Origin of the sequence: Nocardia sp. NPDC023852, from assembly GCF_040639505.1 — a bacterium.
Lineage (GTDB): Bacteria > Actinomycetota > Actinomycetes > Mycobacteriales > Mycobacteriaceae > Nocardia.
On sequence record NZ_JBFAAB010000002.1, the window covers coordinates 292,414 to 313,813 of the forward strand.

Genomic DNA, 21,400 nt, shown 5'->3' on the forward strand with positions numbered 1-21,400 from the left:
GGTGGAAAGATAGCACCATGGCGCGACTCGACTATCAAGCTCTGAACTCCACCATCCGTTACCTGATGTTCTCGGTATTCCAGGTACAGCCCGGAGTGCTGGGCGACGAGCGGGACGCTGCGACCAAGGATGCCCGCGCGTTCTTCGACGGCCTCGCTGACCGCGGCGTCGTGGTGCGCGGCATCTACGACGTGGCGGGCGTGCGCGCCGACGCCGACTTCATGATCTGGTCGCACGCCGAACGCGTCGAGGAACTTCAGTCCGCCTACTCGGATTTCCGCCGCACCACCGAACTGGGCCGCGCCAGCGTGCCCGTGTGGAGCAACGTGGCGCTGCACCGGCCCGCCGAATTCAACAAGAGCCACATTCCGGCGTTCCTCGCCGGTGAGGAGCCGGGCAACTACATCTGCGTCTATCCGTTCGTCCGCTCCTACGAGTGGTACCTGCTGCCCGACGAAGAGCGACGCACCATGCTCGCCGACCACGGCAAGGCCGCGCGCGGCTACCCGGATGTGCGGGCCAACACGGTCAGCTCGTTCGCGCTGGGGGACTACGAGTGGATTCTCGCTTTCGAGGCGCCGGAACTGCACCGGATCGTCGATCTGATGCGCGATCTGCGGGCGACCGAGGCCCGGCGGCACGTGCGCGAGGAGGTGCCGTTCTTCACCGGCCCGTGGGTGCAGATCGAGAAGCTGATCGCCGCTCTGCCCTGAGCCGGCTCTGGAGGGTGTCGCGGTAATCCGGCGTCGGCGTGGCTATCGACCGGCACGAACGTGTCGCGTCGGCCCGTGCCCCGGGTTTTCGGGGCATGCGCGGGATTGCGGCGAGTCCGTATCCTTCCCCACAGCGCCAGGCTGTTACTCCGCTGCGCTGTCCGAGGGGTGCAGCCGCAGAGCGACGGAGTTGATGCAGTAGCGCTTGTCGGTGGGCGTGTTGTACCCCTCGCCCTCGAACACGTGGCCGAGGTGGCTGTGGCAGTTCGCGCACAGCACTTCGACCCGAGGCATGCCGAGCGACTCGTCCGCCCGCAAAATCACCGCAGCGGACGCCGCCGGATCGAAGAAGGACGGCCAGCCACAGTGCGAGTCGAACTTCTCGGTGCTGCGAAACAGCTCGGAGCCACAGGCCCGGCACACGTAGATGCCCTCGGTCTTGGTGTCGGTGTACTCGCCCGTGAAGGGACGCTCGGTGGCAGCCTCACGCAGCACCGCGTATTCCTCTGGCTCCAGCTTCGACCGCCACTCCTGTGGCGTGAGCTGGATCCGCGGCGCGGGCAGGGGCGTGCCGGTGTCGGAACTCATTGCTCCACGCTAATACGCTTCTGCTCCGCCGGTACCGATCCATTGCGTGACCTGGGGGAATCTGAGGTCGCGGCTTCGGAGGACACGGCCGGCGACTCCGGTGACCCGTCACGCGAATCCGGCGCGGAACTCATCCAGGCGGGATCGATCCCGAACGGCAGCCGTCCTTCCCGCCGCGCGGCCAGGTAGCGGTCACCCAGCACACAGAACACCACGATCAGCAGCAGACCCCAGCCGAAGGTGATCCGCAAGTACTCCAGGTTGCGGCCGACGTTCTGCCAGCGGTCCGACAGCCACTTGTCGTAGCTCATGAACCCGAAGATCGCCAGCCACGCTGGCCAGTTGCGCAGCACCGAATTGCGCAGCACCACCGTCATCAGGAGGGGGAACAGCATCATCGAGTAGTACATCTGCCCGAGCGAGCTGAGCAGGAACGACGCGGTGAGCAGCACGCCGGAGGACGTGCAGACGAAGAACAGCTCGTCGTCACGGTAGTAGCGGTACAGCAGCCACAGCGTGAGCAGGACGAGCACGCCCATCACCAGGCGCATGCCCCAGGTCAACCAGGGCGGCAGGCCGTAGTACTCGCCGTTGCCGACGATCGCGCTGTTGAAGTAGTCGCGGGATTCGAAGATGTAGGGGAAGGTGCGGGTGAAGAACTTGTTCGCGTCCTTCGACAGCGGCCAGGCGATCGCGGTCAACGCGACCGGCACGCCGAGAGCGGTGACGAACACCTTCCACTGCCCGCGGACCAGCGCGATCAGCAGCAGCGGGGCCAGGGTCGGTTTCACCGCGATGCTCAATCCGAGCGCCACGCCCGCCCCGAGGTCCCGCCGTCTCAACAGCAGGACGATGAAGACCAACTCCGCGAGCAGCACGCAGCCGTTGACGTTGGTGAAGACCAGCGTGTTGATCACGGTCTCGGACATGAACATCGCCAGCAGCAGCGCGGGCGCGGCTACCGAGTTCAGCGTGTACCGGAACAATCGCAGCAGCAGATACCACGCGATGAGGATCGCGATCGCGTTCAGTGCGATGAACAGCCAGCGCGACTTCTCGTAGTCGATGGCTGCGATCGGCGCGATCAGCAGGGTGCCGCTCGGCGGATACAGGTAGTGCGGGTCGACCGAGTCGAAATTCGCGGTGTAGACCGGCCGCCCGTTGAGGAAGTCCAGGGATGCCTGGTAGACCGGCCGGTAGTCGTCGGTGATGAAACCATTGACAGCCTTGATGAAGACCCGGTTCAGCACGGTCATGACCGCCAGGGGCCAGAGTGCGAACTTGATCACCTCGGCGGTGGTGCGAGCCGTCCGGGGCTCGAGCTGTCGAAGGAACACGGGGGGCACGGTACACCGGATCCGAACCCGGTAGTTGCCGGGACCTGCCCGACGCGCCGCCCAGCCGGGCCGCCCGACCGGGGTTCAGGCGGGGCAAGCGGTTCCGTCGGCGGGGAGTTTGCCGTCCGTCAGGTAGTCCAACAGTGTCCGCTGCGCGCAGCCGGAGTGGGCCGCGACCGGATGGCCCCAACCCTGCCAGGTGAGTGTCGCGTGCCGCGCCCCCGCGGCGCCCAACGCGCCGGTCACCGAGGACTGGCCGCCGTTGCCGACCACTGGATCGGCGACGCCGCCGAGTACCAGCACCGGGATGCCCAGCTTCTCCGGCAGTGGCGGCGCGGTCGACACCGGCCAGGCCACGCACGCCAGCAGTGCGATTGCCGCGGCCTTGCCGAACACCGGGTACTTGCCGCCCCATGTGCCGGCGAGTTCCGTGGCTTTGGCCGGGCTCGGCGGCAGTTGCGTGTCGGTGCAGCGGCTGACGAACTGGCCGTCGCCCGCGATGGCGGCCGACTCGCGCAGGATCAGGCTACTCAGCGCGCCGCGATCGCCACGTCCCGCCGCGGTGAGCGCGTCGGACAGTTCACCAACCCGGTTGGCCTGGTCGGCGCGCGGGCTGCCGAGAAAGCCCGACAGCGCGGTGCGCAACGCGTTCGCCGAGATGTCGCCGAGCCCGCCCGATCCGGCTTTGTTCATCAGGTCGGTGATCGCCGCGCGCGGGTCCGCGCCGAGTGAACAGCCCATGCCGACGCATCGCTGGGCGAACGCGGTCAGCGCGGCTTCGGCGCCCTGGACGGTCTGTTCGGCGCGGGTGGTGGCGTCCGCGCCAACCGGCTCGGGGGAGTCGAGCATCAAGCGCGCGACATGGTCGCCATATTTGCGGGCGTAGCTGAGCGCGACCTTCGCTCCGTTGCCGGTGCCGAGCAACGCGATGTGTTCGACCTGCCACTGCCTACGCAGCTGCTCGATGTCGTCGGCGGCATGCGGCGCGTCGAAGGTGCCCTCGTAGGGCTGCAGGAAGTCACGGCAGGCGATGGTGCCGTCCTGGCTCAAGGCGGTCATCGCCGCCACCGGGTCGTCGGCCCCCGCTCCGAATTGGGCGTTGTCCGCCAGGCCGCGGCGGATCTGGGGATCCAGACAGTCGATCGGCTGGGAGGTTCCCAGACCGCGCCGGTCCACCGCGACGATCGGGCGGCTGGCCAGCAGCGCACCGGCCGGACCCACGGCCAGCCCCGCGAGGGTGGCGGTGGAGGAGCGGTCCGAGCCGGAGGTGAGCACCAGCGGCGGCGCATCGGCCGGGGTCTGCGCCAGCCGGGCCCGCATCGCGCCGGTGCGGAAACTGCCGAGCACGGCCCCCGCCGCATCGATCGGGGTCGAGTACTCGGCACAGTCGAGCACCAGGCCAACGGGCGCGGGACCGAGCCCGAGCAGGTCGAGGGTCGGTTGCGTGCACTCGCGCCAGCTCAGATCGGTCTTCGGCAGTTCGGCGTTCGGTGGCGGGGGAGGGGCAGCCGAGGTCGTGGCGCCGCCCGCGACGGGCGGACGCTGGACCGCGACCCCGGGGCGGTCCGACGGTCCCGCCCCGCAACCGGCGATCACGATCGAGAGTGTCGAGGCAAGCACGGCGGCCCGAGTCCAGCGCATTGCTACAGCCTGCCAGGTTCGTGCGGTTGTTTCATCGACGGGCCCACCGGGTGAGCATCGTGCCGTCATCGTCCAGGAGGACGTGCGCGCGAGTCATGGGGGAGCGGAACTCGTGCGCGGACAGCGAGATTCGCCGCGCCGTACCGCCGACCAGCAGCGGCGCGGTGGTCAGGCAGAGCTCGTCGACCGCGTCGGCTTCCAGCAGCTCGCCGAACAGATGAGGCCCGCCCTCGGTGAGCACGCGCAGCAGGCCGCGCTCGCCGAGCGCGCGCAGCAGGCGCTTGGGGGTCACCGCGATGTCCCCAGCCTCGATCACCTCGGCCCCCGCGTCCACGAGTTGCTGCTTGCGGTCGGCGGGGGCGATCGCGGTCGTGATGACCAGCGGCGGCACCTGGGTGTCGGTGAACAGTCGCGCACCGGGCTCGAGCGCGGCACTGGCGGTGACCACCGCGATCGGGGGCGGTGCGCCGTCGGGATGGCCGCCGATCCCACGGTCGTGGAGGGCGCGGCGCCGCCGCGGGTCGGTGCGCGCTCCGCCGTAGTTCTCCGAGCGCACCGTGCCCGCGCCGACCAGTATCACGTCCGACAGCTCGCGCAGCATCATGAACACCGTCCGGTCGGCGGGGGTGCCCAGCCCCTCGCTGAGGTTTCCGCTGGTGGCGGCGCCGTCGATGCTGGAGACGAAATTAGCTCGCACCCAGGGGGCATCGAGCTGGGCCGGAAACGCGTACAACCGCGCAAGGTCGTCCGGGCTCAGCCCTGTGAGCTGGATCGCATTGTGGATACGCTGCATGAAACTAGATCACACCACGTCTTTAGGCTTCGTTCATGCAAGAACGCCTCGTCGATCGTCACCCGGAGGTTCCGGCCGACCAGCTCGTCGCCCAGATGGTGCCTCCACCCATGTTCGACGAGGTGAGTTTCGCCTCCTACATTCCCGACTCGAAGGAACCGAGCCAGGCGGCCGCGGTCCGCAAGGCCGAGGAGTTCGCCGGGCAGGTCGCCAAGATCCGCAAGGCCGCGAGCAAGAAGAGCCTGTTCGGCAAGCGGAAGCAAGTGACCGGCGCGGGTCTGTACCTCGACGGTGGTTTCGGCGTGGGCAAGACCCATCTGCTGGCCTCGATCTTCCACAGTTCGCCCGCGCCCAAGTCGTTCGGCACCTTCGGCGAGCTGACCAATGTGGTCGGTGCGCTGGGATTCGCCAACGCGGTGCAGCGGCTCTCGGCTGACAGCGTGCTGTGCATCGACGAGTTCGAGCTCGACGACCCGGGCGACACCATGCTGGTTTCGCGGCTGCTGACCGAACTGTCCGCGGCTGGGGTCTCGATCGCGGCCACCTCCAACACGCTTCCGGGTCAGCTCGGCGAAGGACGTTTCGCCGCACAGGATTTTTTGCGTGAGATCAAGAAGCTCGGTGCGATCTTCGAAGCCGTGCGCGTGGACGGACCGGACTACCGCCACCGCGACCTACCGCCGGCACCCGAACCTGTCTCGCCCGAGGACCTCGGCGAACGAGCCACCGGCGCAACGGGCTCCACGCTCGACGAGTTCGACGCGCTGCTGAAGCACCTGAGCACGCTGCACCCGTCCAAGTACGGTGCGCTGATCTCCGGGGTCTCGTCGGTGTTCATCTCGAACGTGCATCCGGTCACCGATCAGGCCGTGGCGCTGCGCATCGTGGTGCTGGCCGACCGGCTCTACGATGCGAGCGTCCCGGTCACCGTGTCCGGTGCGAAGCTCGACGAGATATTCTCGGCCGAGATGCTCGAAGGCGGTTACCGCAAGAAGTACTTACGCGCCATTTCGCGTCTGCTCGCGCTGTCGCGGTTCGAGGTCCCGGCGTAGGGACGCTGGGACCCCACCGCGGGGAAGCTCAGTCGACCATATGATCAGTCGACCATATGATCGGAAGCAGTCGCATGGCCCATCGTTCGCTTCGTGCCCCGGTTGCCCTGGCCACGGGGTTGGTCGTCGCCTTCGGGGCGGTGACCGGTGTGGCGCTCGCCGATCCACCCGCCGCCTCGGCTGTCGCGTTCGATCGGTCGCTACATCTGCAGGGTGTGCAGAACGCACGCGACATCGGCGGCTACCGCGCCCTCGACGGCCGGACCGTGCGCACCGGCTCGGTGTACCGCGGTGGGCAGCTGAACAACGCCACACCGGATGATCTGGCCGTGCTGACCGATCGCCGGGTCCGTGTGGTGCACGATCTGCGGACGGTCTTCGAGCGCGAGCTCGGCCCGGACCGGATCCCGGCGGGCGCGACGGCACACTGGGACGACGTCATCGGCCATGCCCCGCCTGAGGTCATGGCCGCCACCCTGACCGGTGGCGAGGGGCTCTACCGTGCGTTCATCACCGCTCCGGGCGCCGACGAGGCCTTCGGCGCGGTGCTGCGCGGCATCGCCGACACCACCGACGGCGCCGTTCTGTTCCACTGCACCGCGGGCAAGGACCGCACCGGCTGGACCACCGCCGTGCTGCTCACCGTGCTCGGCGTCGATCGTGCCACCGTGACGGAGGACTACCTGCTTTCCAACCAGTTCCGCAACGCGAGCCCGGATGACCAGCTCAACGGTGTACGGCAATCCTGGCTCGACGCCGCTTTCGACCAGGTGAACCAGACCTACGGCAGTTTCGACACCTATGTCCGCGACGCACTCGAGCTGACCGACGCCGACATCGCTGCTTTGAAGGCCGAACTTCTGGCCTGACCCGCTTGCGCGCCGAGACTCCGTGGAGTCGGGGTGTTTCAGGAGGACTTGCGCTCAGCGTCCCAGCGGTCGATCAGGGCAGGCAGTTCCTTACCCATCCAGACGAAGAACTCGTGCATCTCCCGGAGACGGGCGGCCTCCTTGCCGTTCGGGTCGTCGAACAGGGCCAGCCCGCGCGAGCTCATGGCGGTGAGGTCGCTGTACATGGTGCTCTGCTTGCGGGTCAGCTCGGGCAGGACGCCGGGGCGGATCGAGTAATAGTCCCTGCGGTCGCCTGGCTTGGAGGTCTTGTTCACCCAGCGCATGGTGACCAGGGACTTCAGCGCGTTGGAGATGGAGCCTTTGGACGCCTGCAGCGCGTCGGCGATCTGACCGAATGTCTGCTCCGGTGGATCCGAGATCAGTAGCCAGCCCGCGGCTCGGCCGGTCATGCGGACCAGACCCATCCGTTCGAGCACGAGCGCGAAGTCCTCGACGAAGGCCAGCTGTTGGGGCGTGGGGGTGTCCGTCCGGTTCTCTTCCGTGGTGCTCATCGGTCGAGTATCCCTTCGGTGTCGGAGAGCGTGGAAGACGGGCCGTGGCGGCCCGTCCTGTCAGCGGCGGATCAGACCGCCAGATCGCGGTGGTCGAAGGCGGTCAGCGCCAGCGCAACCGCCGCGGCGGCCACGGCGGCGAGCACCACCAGGTGCGCGACGTTCCAGCCGTTGATCACCGGCGAGTTGCCCACCGCGTAGTAGAAGGGCGAAAGCTTGCGCAGCCAGTCGGCGCCGAGGTTGTTGGCCAGATAGCCGACGAGCGCGACCAGTGACGCGAAACCCAATGTCGTCGAACGCTTTCCGGTAACAGCGCCGACCAGCAGCGTGATCGTGCCCACGACGAGTGCCAACAGTCCGAGCCCGGTGCTCGCGGCGATGATGTTTCCGACGGGCACGTCCATCCCGCCCGCGTTCGCGCCCGCGACGACGCTCGAGGTGAGCACTGTCGCGACAAGCGCGGTCTGTACCGCCAGCGCGGCGAACCGCTGTCCGAGCAGGCTCATCCGCGCGACCGGCTGGGCGAGCAGCAGATCCAGTGTGCCGTTCTCCTCCTGGCTCACCGACCGTGCGGCGAAGGTCACCGCGAAGATCAGCATCAGCAGCAGACCCATCATGGAGAAGATCATCGAATGCAGAAAGCCGGTGGCGCTGGCGAAGTCGCCGATGCCCATCGCGTCATAGATCCCGTTCTGTTCGAGGTTGTCCAGCGAACCTTGCTTTTTCAGCGACTGGAACGAGGGCAGGTAAACCATCGGCACCACGGCGATGGCGATCGACCAGCCGATGAGGCCGCGCCGCTGTTCTTTGAGGGTTTGAGTGAAGACCGAGCGCTTCATGAACGAATTCTCCTGTGGTGGGTTGCGCGACGTGCGGCGAAGATCAGCGGCCGTAGAGGCTGAAGAAGATCTGCTCCAGATCTGGCTCGATGGACAGCACACTGACCAGCTCGTACTTGGCCGCAGTCTTGAACAGCGCATCCACGTCGCCTTCGGTGGTGCAGCGCAGTGTCTTTCCTTCGATGCTCAGGTCGTGTACGGCGGGCAACCTGGTGAAATCGTCGGCGAAGATGTCCTCGCCGAACACCAGTTCCACCGAACGCGGCGAGCGGCGGCGCAGATCCTCCACGTTCTCGGTGCCGAGCAGCTTGCCTGCTCGCATGATCACCGCGCGGTCGGCGGTCTGCTGCACCTCAGTGAGGATGTGCGAGGACATGAAGACGGTCTGTCCGTTGTCCTTGGCCTCGGTCACCAGATCGAGGAAGCGTTGTTGCAGCAGCGGATCCAGGCCGGAAGTAGGCTCGTCCAGGATCAGCAGGTCGGGGCGGTGCATGAAGGCGGCGATGATGCCGACCTTCTGCTTGTTGCCCTTCGACATGGCTCCGACTTTCTTGGACAGGTCGAGGTCGAGCAGGTCGGCCAGTTCGGCGATCCGGCGCGCGGCCACGGTTCCGCGCTGATCGGAGAGGAAGGTGAGCAGGTCGCGGGCGGTGTTGCGGCCCTCGATTTGCAGTTCGCCGGGTAGGTAGCCGATCCGCCTGCGCAGGTCCGCACCGCCCTTGCGCGGGTCGACACCGAGCACCTCGACCCGTCCGGCGGTAGGGCGGATCAGGTCGAGCAGGATGCGGATGGTAGTGGATTTTCCCGCACCGTTGGGGCCGAGGAAGCCGAAGACTTCGCCTCGGGCCACCTCGAGGTTCAGGTCGGTCAGCGCGATGTGCCTGCCGTAGTGCTTGGTCAGACCTTCCGTGCGGATCGCGGTGGTCATGATCCCTCCCGAGCGTTGTTCAATCAAAAGTGATACGTTCAGTAAATGCTGAACATGTAGAACATGTCAACCCTTTGCCTCGGCCGCTACGATCCGGGGCATGGCGACGTTCGCGACACGGGACGGGTTGCAACTCAACTACCGTGTGTGAGAGGGCGTTCCAGTCGTGCTCCCACACGGCGTGGTCGCCGACACCAATGCGAACTGGATGAGCACCGGGGTGGTCGGCGCATTGCGGGCCGCCGGGCGCACCGTGGTGTCACTGGACGCGCGTGGGCACGGCCGTTCCGACAAGCCGCACCCGATTTCGTTCGATGAGCAGGCTCAGAAGACCAGGCGCATCACGTAGTCGTGGTGCAGCTGGGCGCCGACGGTGAACGTTCTGGTGCCGACCGTCGTGAATCCGTATTTGGCGTAGAAGCGCTGAGCCCGGACGTTCTCCTGGTTGACGCCGAGCCACAGGCCGGGATAGGCGTCCTCCTTCGCCCGGCCCACTGTGGCCCGCATGAGCGCGGTCGACACTCCCGTGCCGTGGTGTCCGGGCAGCACGTACATCTTGCTGACCTCCACCACCGGATTCAGGCCGACGGCCTCGGCAATCGCCGGGTCGGCGGGGTCGGCAGTTACGAGCATCGCGTACCCGACGATGTCGTAGCCCGCGATCGCCTTGAGCACAATCCGTGCCGGATCGCTGAGGTACTCGCCGAAGCGTTCCCCCGACAGCACGTCGGTGAGGAAGATCTCGATGTCCTCCGGCGTAGCGTCTGGTGGACACGAGAGTGGAAAGGTCGCGGCCGCAACGTCGCTGAGGGCCTCCGCGTCCCACAGCCCGGCCCGGTCGACGGTGACTGGGATGTTGCTCATTCGTCCAGTAGAGCATGTTCCGCTGGGGGTGCAGGACGTTTGCCCTCCTCGCGGTGAGAAGGGAACATGCGGGCGAGCACGATCAGGGCGGCGGCGAAGGACAGGGGGATCAAGAACCCGGCGCGGTGTCCGAAGGCCGCCGCGACGGCGCCGACCACGCCACCGCCGACCAGGGTTCCCGCGTAGTTGAACAGGTTGAGGCGCGCGATCAGCGCGTCGAGTGCGCTGCCGCTGGTGAGCTGTCCGGCCGCACTGAAGCACAGCGGCGCGATCACGGGCATGCCGATGCCCGCGACGAGGAATCCGGCGATCGCGACCATCGGTCCTGGCGCGGCCACCACGATCGCCAGTCCCACCATGCCGACGGTCGCGGCGGTTCGCACCACCCGCCGCGGGCCGAAGTGGCGCACCAGGGGGTCGCCGCCCAGCCGCGCGATCAGTGACGTGCCCTGATAGGCAGCCAGGGCCAGCGCCGCGGTCGCGGAATCGGCGAGCAGGTCGTCGGTGAGATAGAGCGCCGACCAGTTGCCTACAGCGAGGTCGATGGCGAAGACCAGCGCCATCGCGATGCCGAATGCCAGATAGGCGCGCACCGCGACAGTTCCGTCGTCGGTGGTGACCGCTTCGCCGGGACTCGCCTCCGCGTCTCGCGGGGCTAGCAGTCGCGGACCGAGCAGCAACCCGGCCATGAGCACGATCCCGGCCGCCATGAGCAGCGATTCGCGCAGCGTCACCTCCAGCGCCTCACACCCGGACACGAACAGCGCCCCGGCGATCGATCCCGCGCTCCACGCCGCGTAGAACGAGGACAGGATGAACGTTCCGTACCCGAGTTGGATGAAAACCGCCTGCATATTCGTGCTCGCGTCGACGATGCCTACCGCGACCCCATAGGAGCCCAGCGCGATCAACAGCACGGCCGTGTTCGGCGCGAACGCCGTCATCGTGCCGGTGAGCGCGACGAGTAGCAGGCCGATGCGCACGGTGTAACGGCTCGACCGGTGCAGGGCCAGCCGCTCGGCCGCCACGCTGCCGCCGCCCGCCAGCAAGGAAACCAGCACCACCGAGCCGACGATCAGCCCATCCGACAGGCCGAAACGCTCCTTTTGCTGCGGCAATTCGGTAAGCACGACGGCGAAGAAGAAGCCCTGCAGGCCGAATGCGAACGAGTTCGCGATCCGGGCACCCCGCAGGACGGGCGCGATCGAACTCATCTGGGCAGGGTAGCGGGCCCGCTGTGGAGGCGTGTTCGGAATGGGCGCGGGCGATCGACAGCGGCGATCGGACGGACGATCGACCCCCCGCCGTGCTGACCCGGTTGGCGCCGCCACCGGCTACCGCGGCCGGCCGTGGACGACGTGGACCTGCGCTGCGGGCAAGCATCCTGATTCGCGGTCTGCTCGATGATCTGCCGGTGGCTTTCACGAGTGCGCCCGCAATACGCTGAAGCACGCTTTCGGCCGACCGACTTTGCTGCGCGGCGCCGGCGACGTAGTCTCCTGCGCATGACAAGCGGAAGCCGCGTCGCGATCGTGGGTGCGGGTATCGCAGGTCTCGCCTGCGCGAAAGTGTTGAAACAGGAGGGTTTTCCGGTCGAAGTGTTCGACCGCACACCCGATGTCGGTGGCGTGTGGAGTGTGACCCGGCGATACCCGGGTCTGCGGACGCAGAATACCAAGGACACTTATCACTTCTCCGACTTCCCGATGCCCGCCGACTATCCGCGTGTGCTGGACGGACAGCAGATGCAGGCGTATCTTGCCGCCTACGCCGCGCGCTTCGGGCTGACTGAGCATCTGCGTCTGCAGACCGAGGTGGTCGCCGCGGACCCGGTGGACAGCGGATGGTTGCTCGAAATTCGCGACAAGGGTGGAATTCGCCGGACCTCGTGTGATCACCTGGTGATCGCCAACGGTGTGTTCAGCGACCCGGCGATGCCGGATTATCGCGGCACGGACTTGTTCCGCGCGGCGGGCGGACGATTGATGCACGCGTCGGAATTTCTCGATCTGGAATCGGTGCGCGGCAAGTCGGTCGTCGTGGTCGGCTACGGGAAGTCCGCCTGCGACATCGCCACAGCGGTCAGCGATGTCGCGGCATCCACCTCGGTAGTGGCCCGGCGGCTGTTCTGGAAGGTGCCGCGCACGCTGGCCCGGGTCATCGACTACGAGCGACTGATGCTGACCCGTTTCGGCGAGTCGCACTTCCACTACCTCCGGCCCGGCCGGATGGACCGATTCCTGAGCGGCCCCGGCGAATCGGTGCGTATCAGCAACTTCGACCTGATCCAAGAACTGGCCACCAAACAGATGCGTCTGCGGGCACTCGGTCTCGTGCCGAGCGGCCGTGTCGAGGAGATCGCCGAGAGCACCATCAGCCTCGCCACCGAGGGCTTCTACGAGCAGGTCGCCAACGGGCGCATCGCGGTGCACCGCGACACGACTATCGCGGAGATGGGCGGCGGCCCCAAGGCGGCTCCCGCGGTGCGATTGTCCACCGGGCAGGTGCTACAGGCGGACGTCGTAGTATGCGCCACCGGTTTCCACCAGCGGGTTCCCTTCCTCACCCCGTACGTCCAGCGCAGATTGACCGACGAGCGCGGCAACTTCCGTCTGCACCGGCAGATCCTGCCGCTGGACGTGCCGAATCTGACCTTCGCAGGCTACAACTCGTCGGTGATCAGTACGCTCAACGCCGAGGTCGCAGCGCACTGGACCGCCGCGCTGCTGACCGGCAGGCTCGCTCTACCGCCCGCCCAGCAGTTGAACGAGCAGATCGACACCCGACTGCGCTGGATGGAGCAACGCGCCAACGGCCACCACGCGCACGGCACGGCGATCACTCCGTTCGCTATCCAGAACATCGACGAGATGCTCGCCGACCTGAAGTTCCGTCTGCCGCGCCGGACCCGGCTGGCCCAATGGTTCCGGAGGGTGAAGCCGGAGTCGTACCGCGGCCTGAACCGGCCGAAGGCGGGCACTGGCTCCGCCTCGCCGCGACAGTTTCCGATCGAGGCGGAGCTGTTGGCGAGCGAAGAAGAAAGCGACCAGGTCAGCCGATAGGCGGCAGTTGCGCGGCTGCGCGCCCTTGGCGGGATCGTGGCTGGGCGAAACGGGCTCGCCGCGGCGCCGGATGCGGCCGACACCGCCCAGCGCTCGACTACGCTCACGGTGCCGACTGAAAGATCGCTTACCAGCGTGGTCGCGCCGTCGGCCGTGGGACGATATCGATCCGGGCCTCCCCCGGTCGCACCGCGCAGCGTGTAGGTCGATACGTCGTACACGCCGCAACAGACCGTCGAGGTAGCGGGATCCGTGTGGTGCGCGACCCGCCGTTGTCCCACCGAGGCATGGATGGCTGACGTCGATGCCGAGATTGCGCATGCGGCGTCTGTATTCGGGGAGAGTGTGGCGACGAAGAGCGCGGAACCGCCCGGGGCAAGGGCGACCTGGTGCCCACAACAATGCTACGACTCGCCTGGATTATCACGAGTGCAATGTCGGTAAGCAACCATTGCATTGGTGATAATCCAAGGGTGAAAGCGCTGGATATGAACCTACTCGTAGCCCTCGACGCTCTCCTCGACACCAACAGCGTCACCCTGGCCGCGCAGCGCCTGCATACCTCGCCGCCCGCGATGAGCCGGACCCTGACCCGGCTGCGCCGTACGCTCGGCGATCCGCTGCTCGTGCGTGCGGGCAGATCGCTGGTGCCGACCCCACGCGCGCTGGAATTGCGCTACGAGGTCGGCACGCTGGTCGAGCAGGCACGTTCGCTGTTGATCCCGCGCGGTGACCTCGATCCGTCGGCGCTGCGGCGGACCTTCGCCGTCCAGGCGGGCGACATGGTGCTCACCGAACTGGCCGCGCCCCTGCTGGCTGCGGCGCGTGCGCAGGCGCCCGGCGTGACGCTGCGGTTCTTGCCCGACAGCCTCGAGGGCACCTCGGCTCTGCGCGACGGCCGCGTCGACCTCGAGGTCGGTGTGATCGACCACGCAGACCCGGAGACCACGGTGCGCAGGGTATGCGCCGACCGGGTGATCGGTGTTGCCATGGCCGAACACCTGCTGGTTACCGATCGCGTCACTGTCGCCGCCTACGCCGCGGCCCGGCATGTGAGCATCTCGCGTAACGGCCGCGCGCACGGACCGATCGACGACCGTCTTGCCCTGCACGGCCGCACTCGGCGTGTGGTGGCCACCGTGCCGAACCTGACCAGCGCGCTGTTCGCCGTGCGTGGCAGCGACCTGGTCTGTCCGGCGCCCGCCCTGCTCAGCGCCTCCGCGCTACCGGCGCTCGGGCTGAGCACGTTCGAGATCCCGCTACCGCTGCCGGAGGTCGCGATCGGGATGGCGTGGCATCCGCGTAACAGTGCCGACGGCGGTCATCGGTGGTTGCGCGATCTCGTTCAAGAGATCCTGCTGCGGTCGGCCGCCGCGGTCCGGCCGCCGAAGCAGCGGCGCGGTAGGGCCGATCAGGACACCGACGGCGGGCTCGAGAGCCGGTAATCGTTGGTCCTGCGCGGCGGGTCGGTGTGGTCGGACTGGTAGCCGGTCGGGTTCGGGTCGCCCGCCGACGGTCCGAAGATATCGGAGCGGCCGAGCGGAGCGGAGGCGGTCCGCTTGAGTTCGTCGAGCATGGCCTGCAGCTTGTCCACATGGGAGTTCTCGACCGGCGTACGGTCTTGGTCGGTGGCGCGGTGCGCACCCGTGAGCCCAGTGGCGTGCACCTCAGAAGCGGTCCCGTTCTGGGAGCGGCTATGGTTCCTGCCTGGATCGGCGTCATCGGCGTCATCGACGGAGGCGATGATGCTCTCGTACGCGGGGTTATCTCGAGACGGGGCGGGGTGCGGCGTCGCGGCGGGTTCACGCGGTGCGGTGAGCGACTCATGCTGCGCGGCGATCGGTTCCCGCGGCGTCGGCAAGTCGAGCGCGGGTTCGCGAGACGTCGGCGCGGTGAAGTGGGGCGCGGGTTCGCGCGGGGTGTGTGCGGTGAAAGTGGGAGCGGGAGCGGTAAAGCTCTGCCCGGAAGGGGCGTTCGGTTCCAGTGCGGTCACCACGGGTTCGCGAGGTGGGGTGAAGCCCGACGGTGTGGAGTTCAGCTCCTCTGCCACGCGAAGCGGCTCGCGCGGCGCGCCCTGTCGAGGCACGCCGTTTCGGGGACCGCTCGAGCTGCCGCGCGATTCGCTCGACCCGGAAGCCTGGGCTGGTGCGGCGTGGCGCTCCCGCTGTCCTGCGCCGCGTCGGCCGCCGGCCGCCCGAGGTAGGGGCTCCGGGCGCTCTTCCAGGCTCCTCGCGCGATCTCTGGGGGGCGGGCCCTCGCCGGACTCCAAACGCTCCACCCTGGCATCGATGCCGGAAATGTCCTGGCCGACATGGAAAGCCCACGCCTCCAGCTTGGCCAACCGGCCCTCGATGCTCTGCTCGTCCGCCACGGCGGGCGCACCGTCCATCCGGGCCGCCACCGCGTCCAGCTTGTCGCTGACCTCTCGAAGGGTCGACGCGATACTTGATAACATCGCGCCGATCGACTCGCCGGTCTGCTGACCGTGCTCCATCCAATACCTACTTCCCCGTATCGGCCCAGCTCGCACTCGGCCGGACGATTCTATCCGCCCCGTTGGTCATCGCGGTTCGCGGAGAATCGGCGATGTACCGATCCGTGTCACCTGATCAAAGCAGCGTATTCGCACGGACTTCGGTCCACGCAGGCGGACGGCACCGCGATCCCGTTTGTCCGGAACAGTGCCGTCCCGCCTGTTTGGCTCATTGTCCTGCAGGATCGCCTCGCCCGCGATGAGGCCGCACAGACGCGGGCGAAGCGGGCGATCGGCAGTGGATGGCGGCATTGTGAATTCGCCGATACCAGCGCATTTTGCGGAATGGCATGGCATTATGAGATTGCTTGTGCCGCAGCGTACATCGCCCACTCCACCGAAAGTCACCGTCGTGGCGCACCCGAGCGCGGGGTAAAGGGGGCTGGCGAGGTAGCGAAGTCTGACGCACTCTTGATCTATGGCGTGGGTCGCCGGGCCTGCGGTGGTTTTGTGCGGGGAGTGGTCGCGTGAGAACGAAGCAGCGGGCGGAGATCGCCTGCGGGCGCAGAGCGATGCTCGCCGAATTGGGTATCGGGGACGGGCCGGGCCGGGCTCGTGGGTCGTGGGTCGGCTACGCGTGCAAGTGTCCGGAATGTACCGCCGCGCAATGGGATATGCAGCGGCTGAAGTACTGGCTGTGCGGCAGGTTGCTCGCCTATGGCGCCGACGAGGCCGAAGTGGATCGGCGGATCGGGACGCTACCGGTGGACGTCTACTGGCGCAGAGGTGACCGGGAGTACGCGATCGAGGTGCGCGGCGGGCCGTTGGAGCGCGCGCTCGCGCAAGAGCACACCGCGCGACTGCGTGCCGCCGGTTGCGCGGACGTGCTGTGGCTGTGCCCTCCCGGCTACTGGGTGCCGTACCTACACGCGCTGGGCATCGCGGACTTCGCGCCCGCCGCCTGTGACTATCGCGCGATCACGGGCGTATTGGACACCGAACACGCAATGGCGGCGCCGCGGGCTGAGCCGTTCGAGCTGCGTGACTTCATCCAGGGATGGGTGCGCGGCGACATCGTCTGGGGTCATCGGGATGAGAGGACAGGAGGCTGGGCCACCGTGACCGACTGGGAGCACCACACGAGGACACAAGCCACCGTCATTGCCCGGCAGCGTCAGGAGCTGGTCAACCAGCGAACCGCACTGGCGGTGACCCGGAAAACGTTGCGGGATAGGCAGAAGCACCTGGCGAAGCTCACCACGCGGCTGGAGCGGGCGGAGCAAGCCGCGCAGGAGCGGGCCGAGGCCCTCGCCGCGGCCAGTCGCAAAATCGCCGACCACCACCGGGTGGACAATGCCCTGCGCAGCACCATCGTCAACCTCCAGCAAACGATCGGTCACTGGCAGCTGATCACCTGTTGCGCGATGCTGTTGATCGTCACGTTCGTGGCCGGGGCGATGGTGGTGCACTGAGCAGGAACGGCGCGCGGTCCCACCGCCAGTCGTTGCGCAGCACCAGCGTGAGAAAGTCGAGCAGTTCCAGGCCAGTTGCCCTGCGGACCTCGCGCAGCGCGGTCCATTGCACCGGGCCGCGCGTGACCAGTTCATGTAGCATGCTCTCGGTTGCCGTGGCGACCGGACGCGCGAGCAGGTCGGGGATACCGATCCGGCTTCCCGTCCAGACCAGCCACCCCCACCCGTTGGCGTGCGCGTACGCGCGACCCGCTGAGGCCTTCACCCGGTTGACGTGGAAAGCGACATGGCCGAGTGGCTCGACATCGATGAGCACCACCCGGCCGTCGGTGAGGCGGGCGACGATGCTCGGGTAGAGGACGCGCTCCGCACCGTCGAGGTCGTACCCGACCGCGGCGGGCTGCTCCTGGAACGTCTCGACCAGATCGCTCGCGTTGAGGATCCACAGCAGCCGGGCCTCCAGGCCGGAGTCGAACGGCACATCGCGTCCGACCTTGTCCAGGTAGAAGCGGCCGCGTCCGTCGTCGTCGCCGTCCACTGTGCGCGCGCAGGATGTGGGCACCGCGGCGGCGTCCGCTCCAGGCCAATCGACCTGTGCCAACCAGGGATCGAGCTGACTGGTCGCGCGCGGCTCGGCGTCGCGTAGCTTGGCGAGGCGCCGATTCGTCTTCTTCTGCCATGCCGCGATCCGCTGGGTCACGAACCCGGCGATCCGCTTCGCGTCCTCCGCCGTGTGCCCAGCCAGCCGCAGCTTCAGGTACGACAGCTCGGTGGCGGCGATGTCGGTGTCGGTCGTGTACGTCTCCACCAGCAGTGCCCGCACCAACTGCCGATCCATGGCGTCGAGTGGGTACCGCGCGCCGAGGACAGCGGGGGCCCGGTGCCCGGTCAACTGCGCCATCCGGATCATCTGGCCGACCGCCTTGGTGTGCAGCTGCCGTACCCGGTCACGGGACAGGTCGTAGCGCGCGCCGATCCGGGCCAGAGTTTCGGGCTTCTCGCCGCGGACCCCGAGCCGAGCGGCCAGCAGTTCTCCGTCCTTGGCTTTGCGTTCGGCTTGCATCGCGATCAGCTCGGCGAGCACCTCGTTGACCTCTTCGAGCCCGAACGAGATGTCGTCCTGCAGATCGAGCAACTCCGGATCGGTGTCCTCGGCAGCCTTCTCCTCGCGTGTGACCCTCGCGCTGACCGTCACGCGACAACCCCCTGACTCGGCTCCGGCTGTGTGCGGCACAGCGTATCCCCGCCCACCGACATCCGATCCTGGAGTGCAGGCACCTACTCGCCGTATTGCACTGGAGCGGACAGCTCCTCGACTTTGGTTTTGTGACGCTCGACTTCTGGTTGGAGGCAGGATCCGTCAGTACAACTGTCTGTCGAGTCCGCTCGGCGTGATACTCGTGCACGACCTCCACGACGGCTGGGGGGCTGACGCGCTGAAGGGAAATTCCATGACAACTAGCCTGCCCGCATTCCCAGCCGCGAACGAGGATCTGCTCGACACTTGTATCCGGCTTCGGGAGATCGCGCCCGTGGTCGAGGTGGAGTTCCCCGGCGGCGTACCCGCTTACCTGGCACTGACGCACAACGCTGTCCGCGAGATTCTGGCCGGCGACAACAAGACGTTCGCCAGAGACCCGAAGCACTGGCCTGCCCTGCACAACGGAGCGATTCCGGAGGACTGGCCACTGCGCGCCATAGTCCAGGGCGACCACCTATCCACCAAGGACGGCGACGACCATCGGCGACTTCGTGGCTTGATCAGCAAGGCGTTCACCCCGAGCCGGGTGCAGGCGTTGGAGCCGCGGATCCAGGCGATCATCGACGGCTTGCTGGATGAGGTGGTGGCCGCCGGCGACGGGGTCGACCTGGTACCCACTTTCACCGAAGCGCTGCCGATGGCGGTGATCTGTGAACTGTTCGGGGTGCCAGAGTCGGAACGGTCGCGGCTGCGGCATTGGACCGCCACCCTCCTGGCGCACACCACTCCTCCCGAAGAGGCGTTCGCCACCCAGAACGCCCTCATGGCATACCTGTATGAACTGGCGGAGCGCAAGCATCGGGAGCCCGGCGACGACCTGACCACAGGTCTGGTGCAGGCACGCGACGAGGAAGACAAGCTCACTACCGAAGAACTGGTCGCTGTCCTGTGGATCATGCTGGTCGCCGGCCACGAGACCACGGTCCACCTGCTTGGATACGCCATTGTGGCGCTGTCTCAGCACCCCGATCAGCTCGAACTGGCCAAGGCCGAGGACCGCTGGGCCGACGTGGTGGAAGAGACTGTGCGATACCGTCATTCGGTCATGATGACCAGTTGGCGGTTCACGCTGACGGACGTGATCGTCGCGGGCGTGGCCATTCCCAAGGGCAACGCGGTCGGCGTCGCCTACCAGGCATGTGGCATCGACCCGACAGAATACGGCGAGACCGCGAACCAGTTCGACATCACCCGGAAGCAGCAGGCCGGACATCTCGGGTTCGGCCATGGGCCGCGGTACTGCATCGGCGCCGGGCTGGCCCGCCTGGAGGGCCGGCTCGCACTCGCCTCGCTGTACCGGCGGCTGCCGGAACTCAGCCTCGCCATCGACCCGAACGACATTCCCTACTCGCCGTCCTTCTTCACGATCGGCCCGCTGTCGGTGCCGATCAACCTCGGCGCCGTGAAGCCGTAACCAGATTCAACGCGACGGCCGAGCCACCGCGGACCGCGCTCCTTCGTCCCGACCCATTGTCGGCCTTCGACGCAGCGTGGTCCGCTTCGGGCCGAGCTTCTCTGCGCCATGCAAGCGGACCGGCCGATGCCGGTGGCGAGGTCGCGGTGGCTGCCATCCGCTAGCGCAAGTGTGTCGGGTGGTCCCTACCTGCAAAAATGGTCCGAGGGTCGTTGCAGTGGCGGGGTGGGTTCGCCCGAATCCGACATCGAGGTACCTCGGCGGCAGAAAGCTCGCCCTCGAACCGGGCCAAGCCGTCGTGCCGCACGGACCGCGGTTTCGGCCCCGACGAGTTGCGGCAGCGCAGCGCACAGCCTGCCGCTGAGTACACCCTTCTGCTCATTCACCACAGCTCGGCACTCTGCGTTGTCCGCGTGGATGCCCATGAGCATCTGTGCCCAATTTGTCGAGTAGAGCAGGTCCGTTGGGCTCGTCGTGCGCACAAAAAAGATCAGACCCGGTGGAAAACCGGGTCTGACCTGCTACTGCGATGGTGCGCGATACTGGGATTGAACCAGTGACCTCTTCCGTGTCAGGGAAGCGCTCTCCCGCTGAGCTAATCGCGCGAGGTGGAGACGGGAATCGAACCCGTGTGCACGGCTTTGCAGGCCGTTGCCTCACCACTCGGCCACTCCACCGCGCAAAGGGGGACGGCGTATCAATGTTGCCTGGCCCTACCTCTCGAGCGGATGACGGGATTCGAACCCGCGACCCTCACCTTGGCAAGGTGATGCGCTAGCCAGCTGCGCCACATCCGCATTTCCACCTCGGGGGCTTGTACCGGCCTCCGTGGTGCGAGACAGAACATTAGCGGACACTTCCTGCAAGGTACAAATCCGCTGGTAGAAAGGGGGAAATCGGGAGCGCGCCCAGTGTGACCGCAGGGGCTTGTGTGGTCCATGGGGGACTATGGGCTCGTCGGATGGCGGGATCGATCCAGGGGCCACGGATGGCATCGCGGATGTTCATCGCAGCCGCATGGTGCCGGTGAACGAAGTGTGTCGAGAGCGGCCTCAGCTGCCTCGGATCGTGCGGGCGGACCACCCGGAGAGTGTGACCGCCGATGCGATGGATCGCCCCTGTCCGGGTGGCGATTTGGTGGACCGCCCGGGGTGCGTGCTAATGTTTCGTCTCGTCCGGAGGGCATCCCGCCCGGAATGAAGCTCAGGTCTCATAGCTCAGCGGGAGAGCGTCCGCCTCACACGCGGAAGGTCGCTGGTTCGATCCCAGCTGGGACCACTCAATCGAACGAGACCGGTGCGATGCAGCCCGGTCTTCTTTCATCTCTTGGTCAATCGGCATCGCCGAGTCCGGCCGCTGACCCAAACATTCAGTATCTCCGCAAGCCGTTTTGCAGCACTGTGACTTGGGTCACAGTTTGATAGCGGTTGCCCTCGTGGGCATCAAAAACCTTTCCATGCGCTTTGCGAAGTCTTTACTATCAGTTCGACCTTCGCGTCACGGGTCGCCGCTCCACGAGCGGTCGAGGGGCTCTCTGCTCGCATTCGATGCCAGAACATGT

General features: G+C 67.1%; 19 protein-coding genes and 4 tRNA genes. 9 read left to right on the plus strand and 14 right to left on the minus strand.

Translation table 11 applies throughout. The features are described from left to right. Positions 1-17 precede the first annotated feature (17 nt). On the plus strand, positions 18-713 hold the full coding sequence (hemQ, locus tag AB0H00_RS05050) for a hydrogen peroxide-dependent heme synthase (protein ID WP_357261005.1): 696 nt from the start codon (positions 18-20) through the stop codon (positions 711-713). Positions 714-857: 144 nt separating this feature from the next. Here the strand turns inward: hemQ and msrB are convergent, their stop codons facing one another. The 4 genes from msrB to AB0H00_RS05070 form a co-directional block, all read right to left on the minus strand. Then, on the minus strand, positions 858-1,301 hold the full coding sequence (gene msrB, locus AB0H00_RS05055; RefSeq protein WP_357261008.1) for a peptide-methionine (R)-S-oxide reductase MsrB: 444 nt from the start codon (positions 1,299-1,301) through the stop codon (positions 858-860). Next, positions 1,298-2,638 carry a glycosyltransferase family 87 protein gene (locus AB0H00_RS05060; protein ID WP_357261011.1) on the minus strand — a complete coding sequence of 447 codons (1,341 nt, stop codon included), beginning with the start codon at positions 2,636-2,638 and terminating at the stop codon, positions 1,298-1,300. Before AB0H00_RS05060 ends, msrB begins: the two co-directional genes overlap by 4 nt. Before the next feature lie 84 nt (positions 2,639-2,722). After that, on the minus strand, positions 2,723-4,279 hold the full coding sequence (locus AB0H00_RS05065; protein ID WP_357261014.1) for an alpha/beta hydrolase: 1,557 nt from the start codon (positions 4,277-4,279) through the stop codon (positions 2,723-2,725). Between the two features lie 31 nt (positions 4,280-4,310). Beyond that, positions 4,311-5,072 carry a pyrimidine reductase family protein gene (locus tag AB0H00_RS05070; RefSeq protein WP_357261017.1) on the minus strand — a complete coding sequence of 254 codons (762 nt, stop codon included), beginning with the start codon at positions 5,070-5,072 and terminating at the stop codon, positions 4,311-4,313. Between the two features lie 35 nt (positions 5,073-5,107). On the opposite strand from AB0H00_RS05070, the gene zapE reads away from it, so the two are divergent. Beyond that, positions 5,108-6,124, plus strand: coding sequence for a cell division protein ZapE (gene zapE / locus AB0H00_RS05075; RefSeq protein WP_357261020.1), 1,017 nt, complete (start codon positions 5,108-5,110; stop codon positions 6,122-6,124). Between the two features lie 74 nt (positions 6,125-6,198). Further along, the gene (locus AB0H00_RS05080) at positions 6,199-6,993 is read left to right on the plus strand and encodes a tyrosine-protein phosphatase (RefSeq protein WP_357261023.1); all 795 of its coding nucleotides are present in this window, start codon (positions 6,199-6,201) and stop codon (positions 6,991-6,993) included. A gap of 38 nt (positions 6,994-7,031) precedes the next feature. On the opposite strand, the gene AB0H00_RS05085 is transcribed toward AB0H00_RS05080, so the two are convergent. The 3 genes from AB0H00_RS05085 to AB0H00_RS05095 all read right to left on the minus strand — a co-directional run bounded on the left by AB0H00_RS05085 (position 7,032) and on the right by AB0H00_RS05095 (position 9,293). Next, a complete protein-coding gene (locus AB0H00_RS05085; RefSeq protein WP_357261026.1) occupies positions 7,032-7,526 on the minus strand; it encodes a MarR family transcriptional regulator in 495 nt (164 codons plus the stop codon). 71 nt (positions 7,527-7,597) lie between these two features. After that, positions 7,598-8,365, minus strand: a complete 768-nt coding sequence (locus tag AB0H00_RS05090) for an ABC transporter permease subunit (protein ID WP_357261029.1) — start codon at positions 8,363-8,365, stop codon at positions 7,598-7,600. Between the two features lie 43 nt (positions 8,366-8,408). After that, on the minus strand, positions 8,409-9,293 hold the full coding sequence (locus AB0H00_RS05095; protein WP_357261032.1) for an ATP-binding cassette domain-containing protein: 885 nt from the start codon (positions 9,291-9,293) through the stop codon (positions 8,409-8,411). 166 nt (positions 9,294-9,459) lie between these two features. Between AB0H00_RS05095 and AB0H00_RS05100 the strand changes: the two genes are divergently transcribed. Further along, positions 9,460-9,642: a hypothetical protein gene (locus AB0H00_RS05100; protein WP_357261035.1), complete on the plus strand. Its 183-nt coding sequence runs from the start codon at positions 9,460-9,462 to the stop codon at positions 9,640-9,642. On the opposite strand, the gene AB0H00_RS05105 is transcribed toward AB0H00_RS05100, so the two are convergent. Together AB0H00_RS05105 and AB0H00_RS05110 are read right to left on the minus strand one after the other, a co-directional pair. Continuing rightward, positions 9,618-10,157: a GNAT family N-acetyltransferase gene (locus tag AB0H00_RS05105; protein ID WP_357261038.1), complete on the minus strand. Its 540-nt coding sequence runs from the start codon at positions 10,155-10,157 to the stop codon at positions 9,618-9,620. The genes AB0H00_RS05100 and AB0H00_RS05105 overlap by 25 nt on opposite strands. Beyond that, positions 10,154-11,371 carry an MFS transporter gene (locus tag AB0H00_RS05110; protein WP_357261041.1) on the minus strand — a complete coding sequence of 406 codons (1,218 nt, stop codon included), beginning with the start codon at positions 11,369-11,371 and terminating at the stop codon, positions 10,154-10,156. Before AB0H00_RS05110 ends, AB0H00_RS05105 begins: the two co-directional genes overlap by 4 nt. A 291-nt stretch (positions 11,372-11,662) precedes the next feature. Between AB0H00_RS05110 and AB0H00_RS05115 the strand changes: the two genes are divergently transcribed. After that, the gene (locus tag AB0H00_RS05115; protein ID WP_357261044.1) at positions 11,663-13,219 is read left to right on the plus strand and encodes an NAD(P)/FAD-dependent oxidoreductase; all 1,557 of its coding nucleotides are present in this window, start codon (positions 11,663-11,665) and stop codon (positions 13,217-13,219) included. Positions 13,220-13,701: 482 nt separating this feature from the next. Continuing rightward, complete coding sequence (locus AB0H00_RS05120) at positions 13,702-14,664, plus strand: LysR family transcriptional regulator (protein ID WP_357262379.1); 963 nt, start codon at positions 13,702-13,704, stop codon at positions 14,662-14,664. On the opposite strand, the gene AB0H00_RS05125 is transcribed toward AB0H00_RS05120, so the two are convergent. Beyond that, positions 14,631-15,713, minus strand: a complete 1,083-nt coding sequence (locus AB0H00_RS05125) for a hypothetical protein (RefSeq protein WP_357261047.1) — start codon at positions 15,711-15,713, stop codon at positions 14,631-14,633. The two genes, AB0H00_RS05120 and AB0H00_RS05125, sit on opposite strands and share 34 nt — an antisense overlap. A 506-nt stretch (positions 15,714-16,219) precedes the next feature. On the opposite strand from AB0H00_RS05125, the gene AB0H00_RS05130 reads away from it, so the two are divergent. Next, complete coding sequence (locus AB0H00_RS05130; protein ID WP_357261050.1) at positions 16,220-17,164, plus strand: hypothetical protein; 945 nt, start codon at positions 16,220-16,222, stop codon at positions 17,162-17,164. Here the strand turns inward: AB0H00_RS05130 and AB0H00_RS05135 are convergent. Then, on the minus strand, positions 17,130-18,359 hold the full coding sequence (locus AB0H00_RS05135; protein ID WP_357261053.1) for a sigma factor-like helix-turn-helix DNA-binding protein: 1,230 nt from the start codon (positions 18,357-18,359) through the stop codon (positions 17,130-17,132). The two genes, AB0H00_RS05130 and AB0H00_RS05135, sit on opposite strands and share 35 nt — an antisense overlap. A gap of 256 nt (positions 18,360-18,615) precedes the next feature. Between AB0H00_RS05135 and AB0H00_RS05140 the strand changes: the two genes are divergently transcribed. Further along, positions 18,616-19,839, plus strand: coding sequence for a cytochrome P450 (locus AB0H00_RS05140; RefSeq protein ID WP_357261056.1), 1,224 nt, complete (start codon positions 18,616-18,618; stop codon positions 19,837-19,839). 530 nt (positions 19,840-20,369) lie between these two features. Here the strand turns inward: AB0H00_RS05140 and AB0H00_RS05145 are convergent. The 3 genes from AB0H00_RS05145 to AB0H00_RS05155 form a co-directional block, all read right to left on the minus strand. Further along, a tRNA-Val gene (locus AB0H00_RS05145) sits at positions 20,370-20,444 on the minus strand. 1 nt (position 20,445) lies between these two features. Beyond that, positions 20,446-20,516, minus strand: a tRNA-Cys gene (locus tag AB0H00_RS05150). 46 nt (positions 20,517-20,562) lie between these two features. After that, positions 20,563-20,636, minus strand: a tRNA-Gly gene (locus AB0H00_RS05155). Positions 20,637-21,045: 409 nt separating this feature from the next. Here AB0H00_RS05155 and AB0H00_RS05160 point away from each other — a divergent pair. After that, a tRNA-Val gene (locus AB0H00_RS05160) sits at positions 21,046-21,117 on the plus strand. The last annotated feature ends 283 nt before the right edge of the window (positions 21,118-21,400 follow it).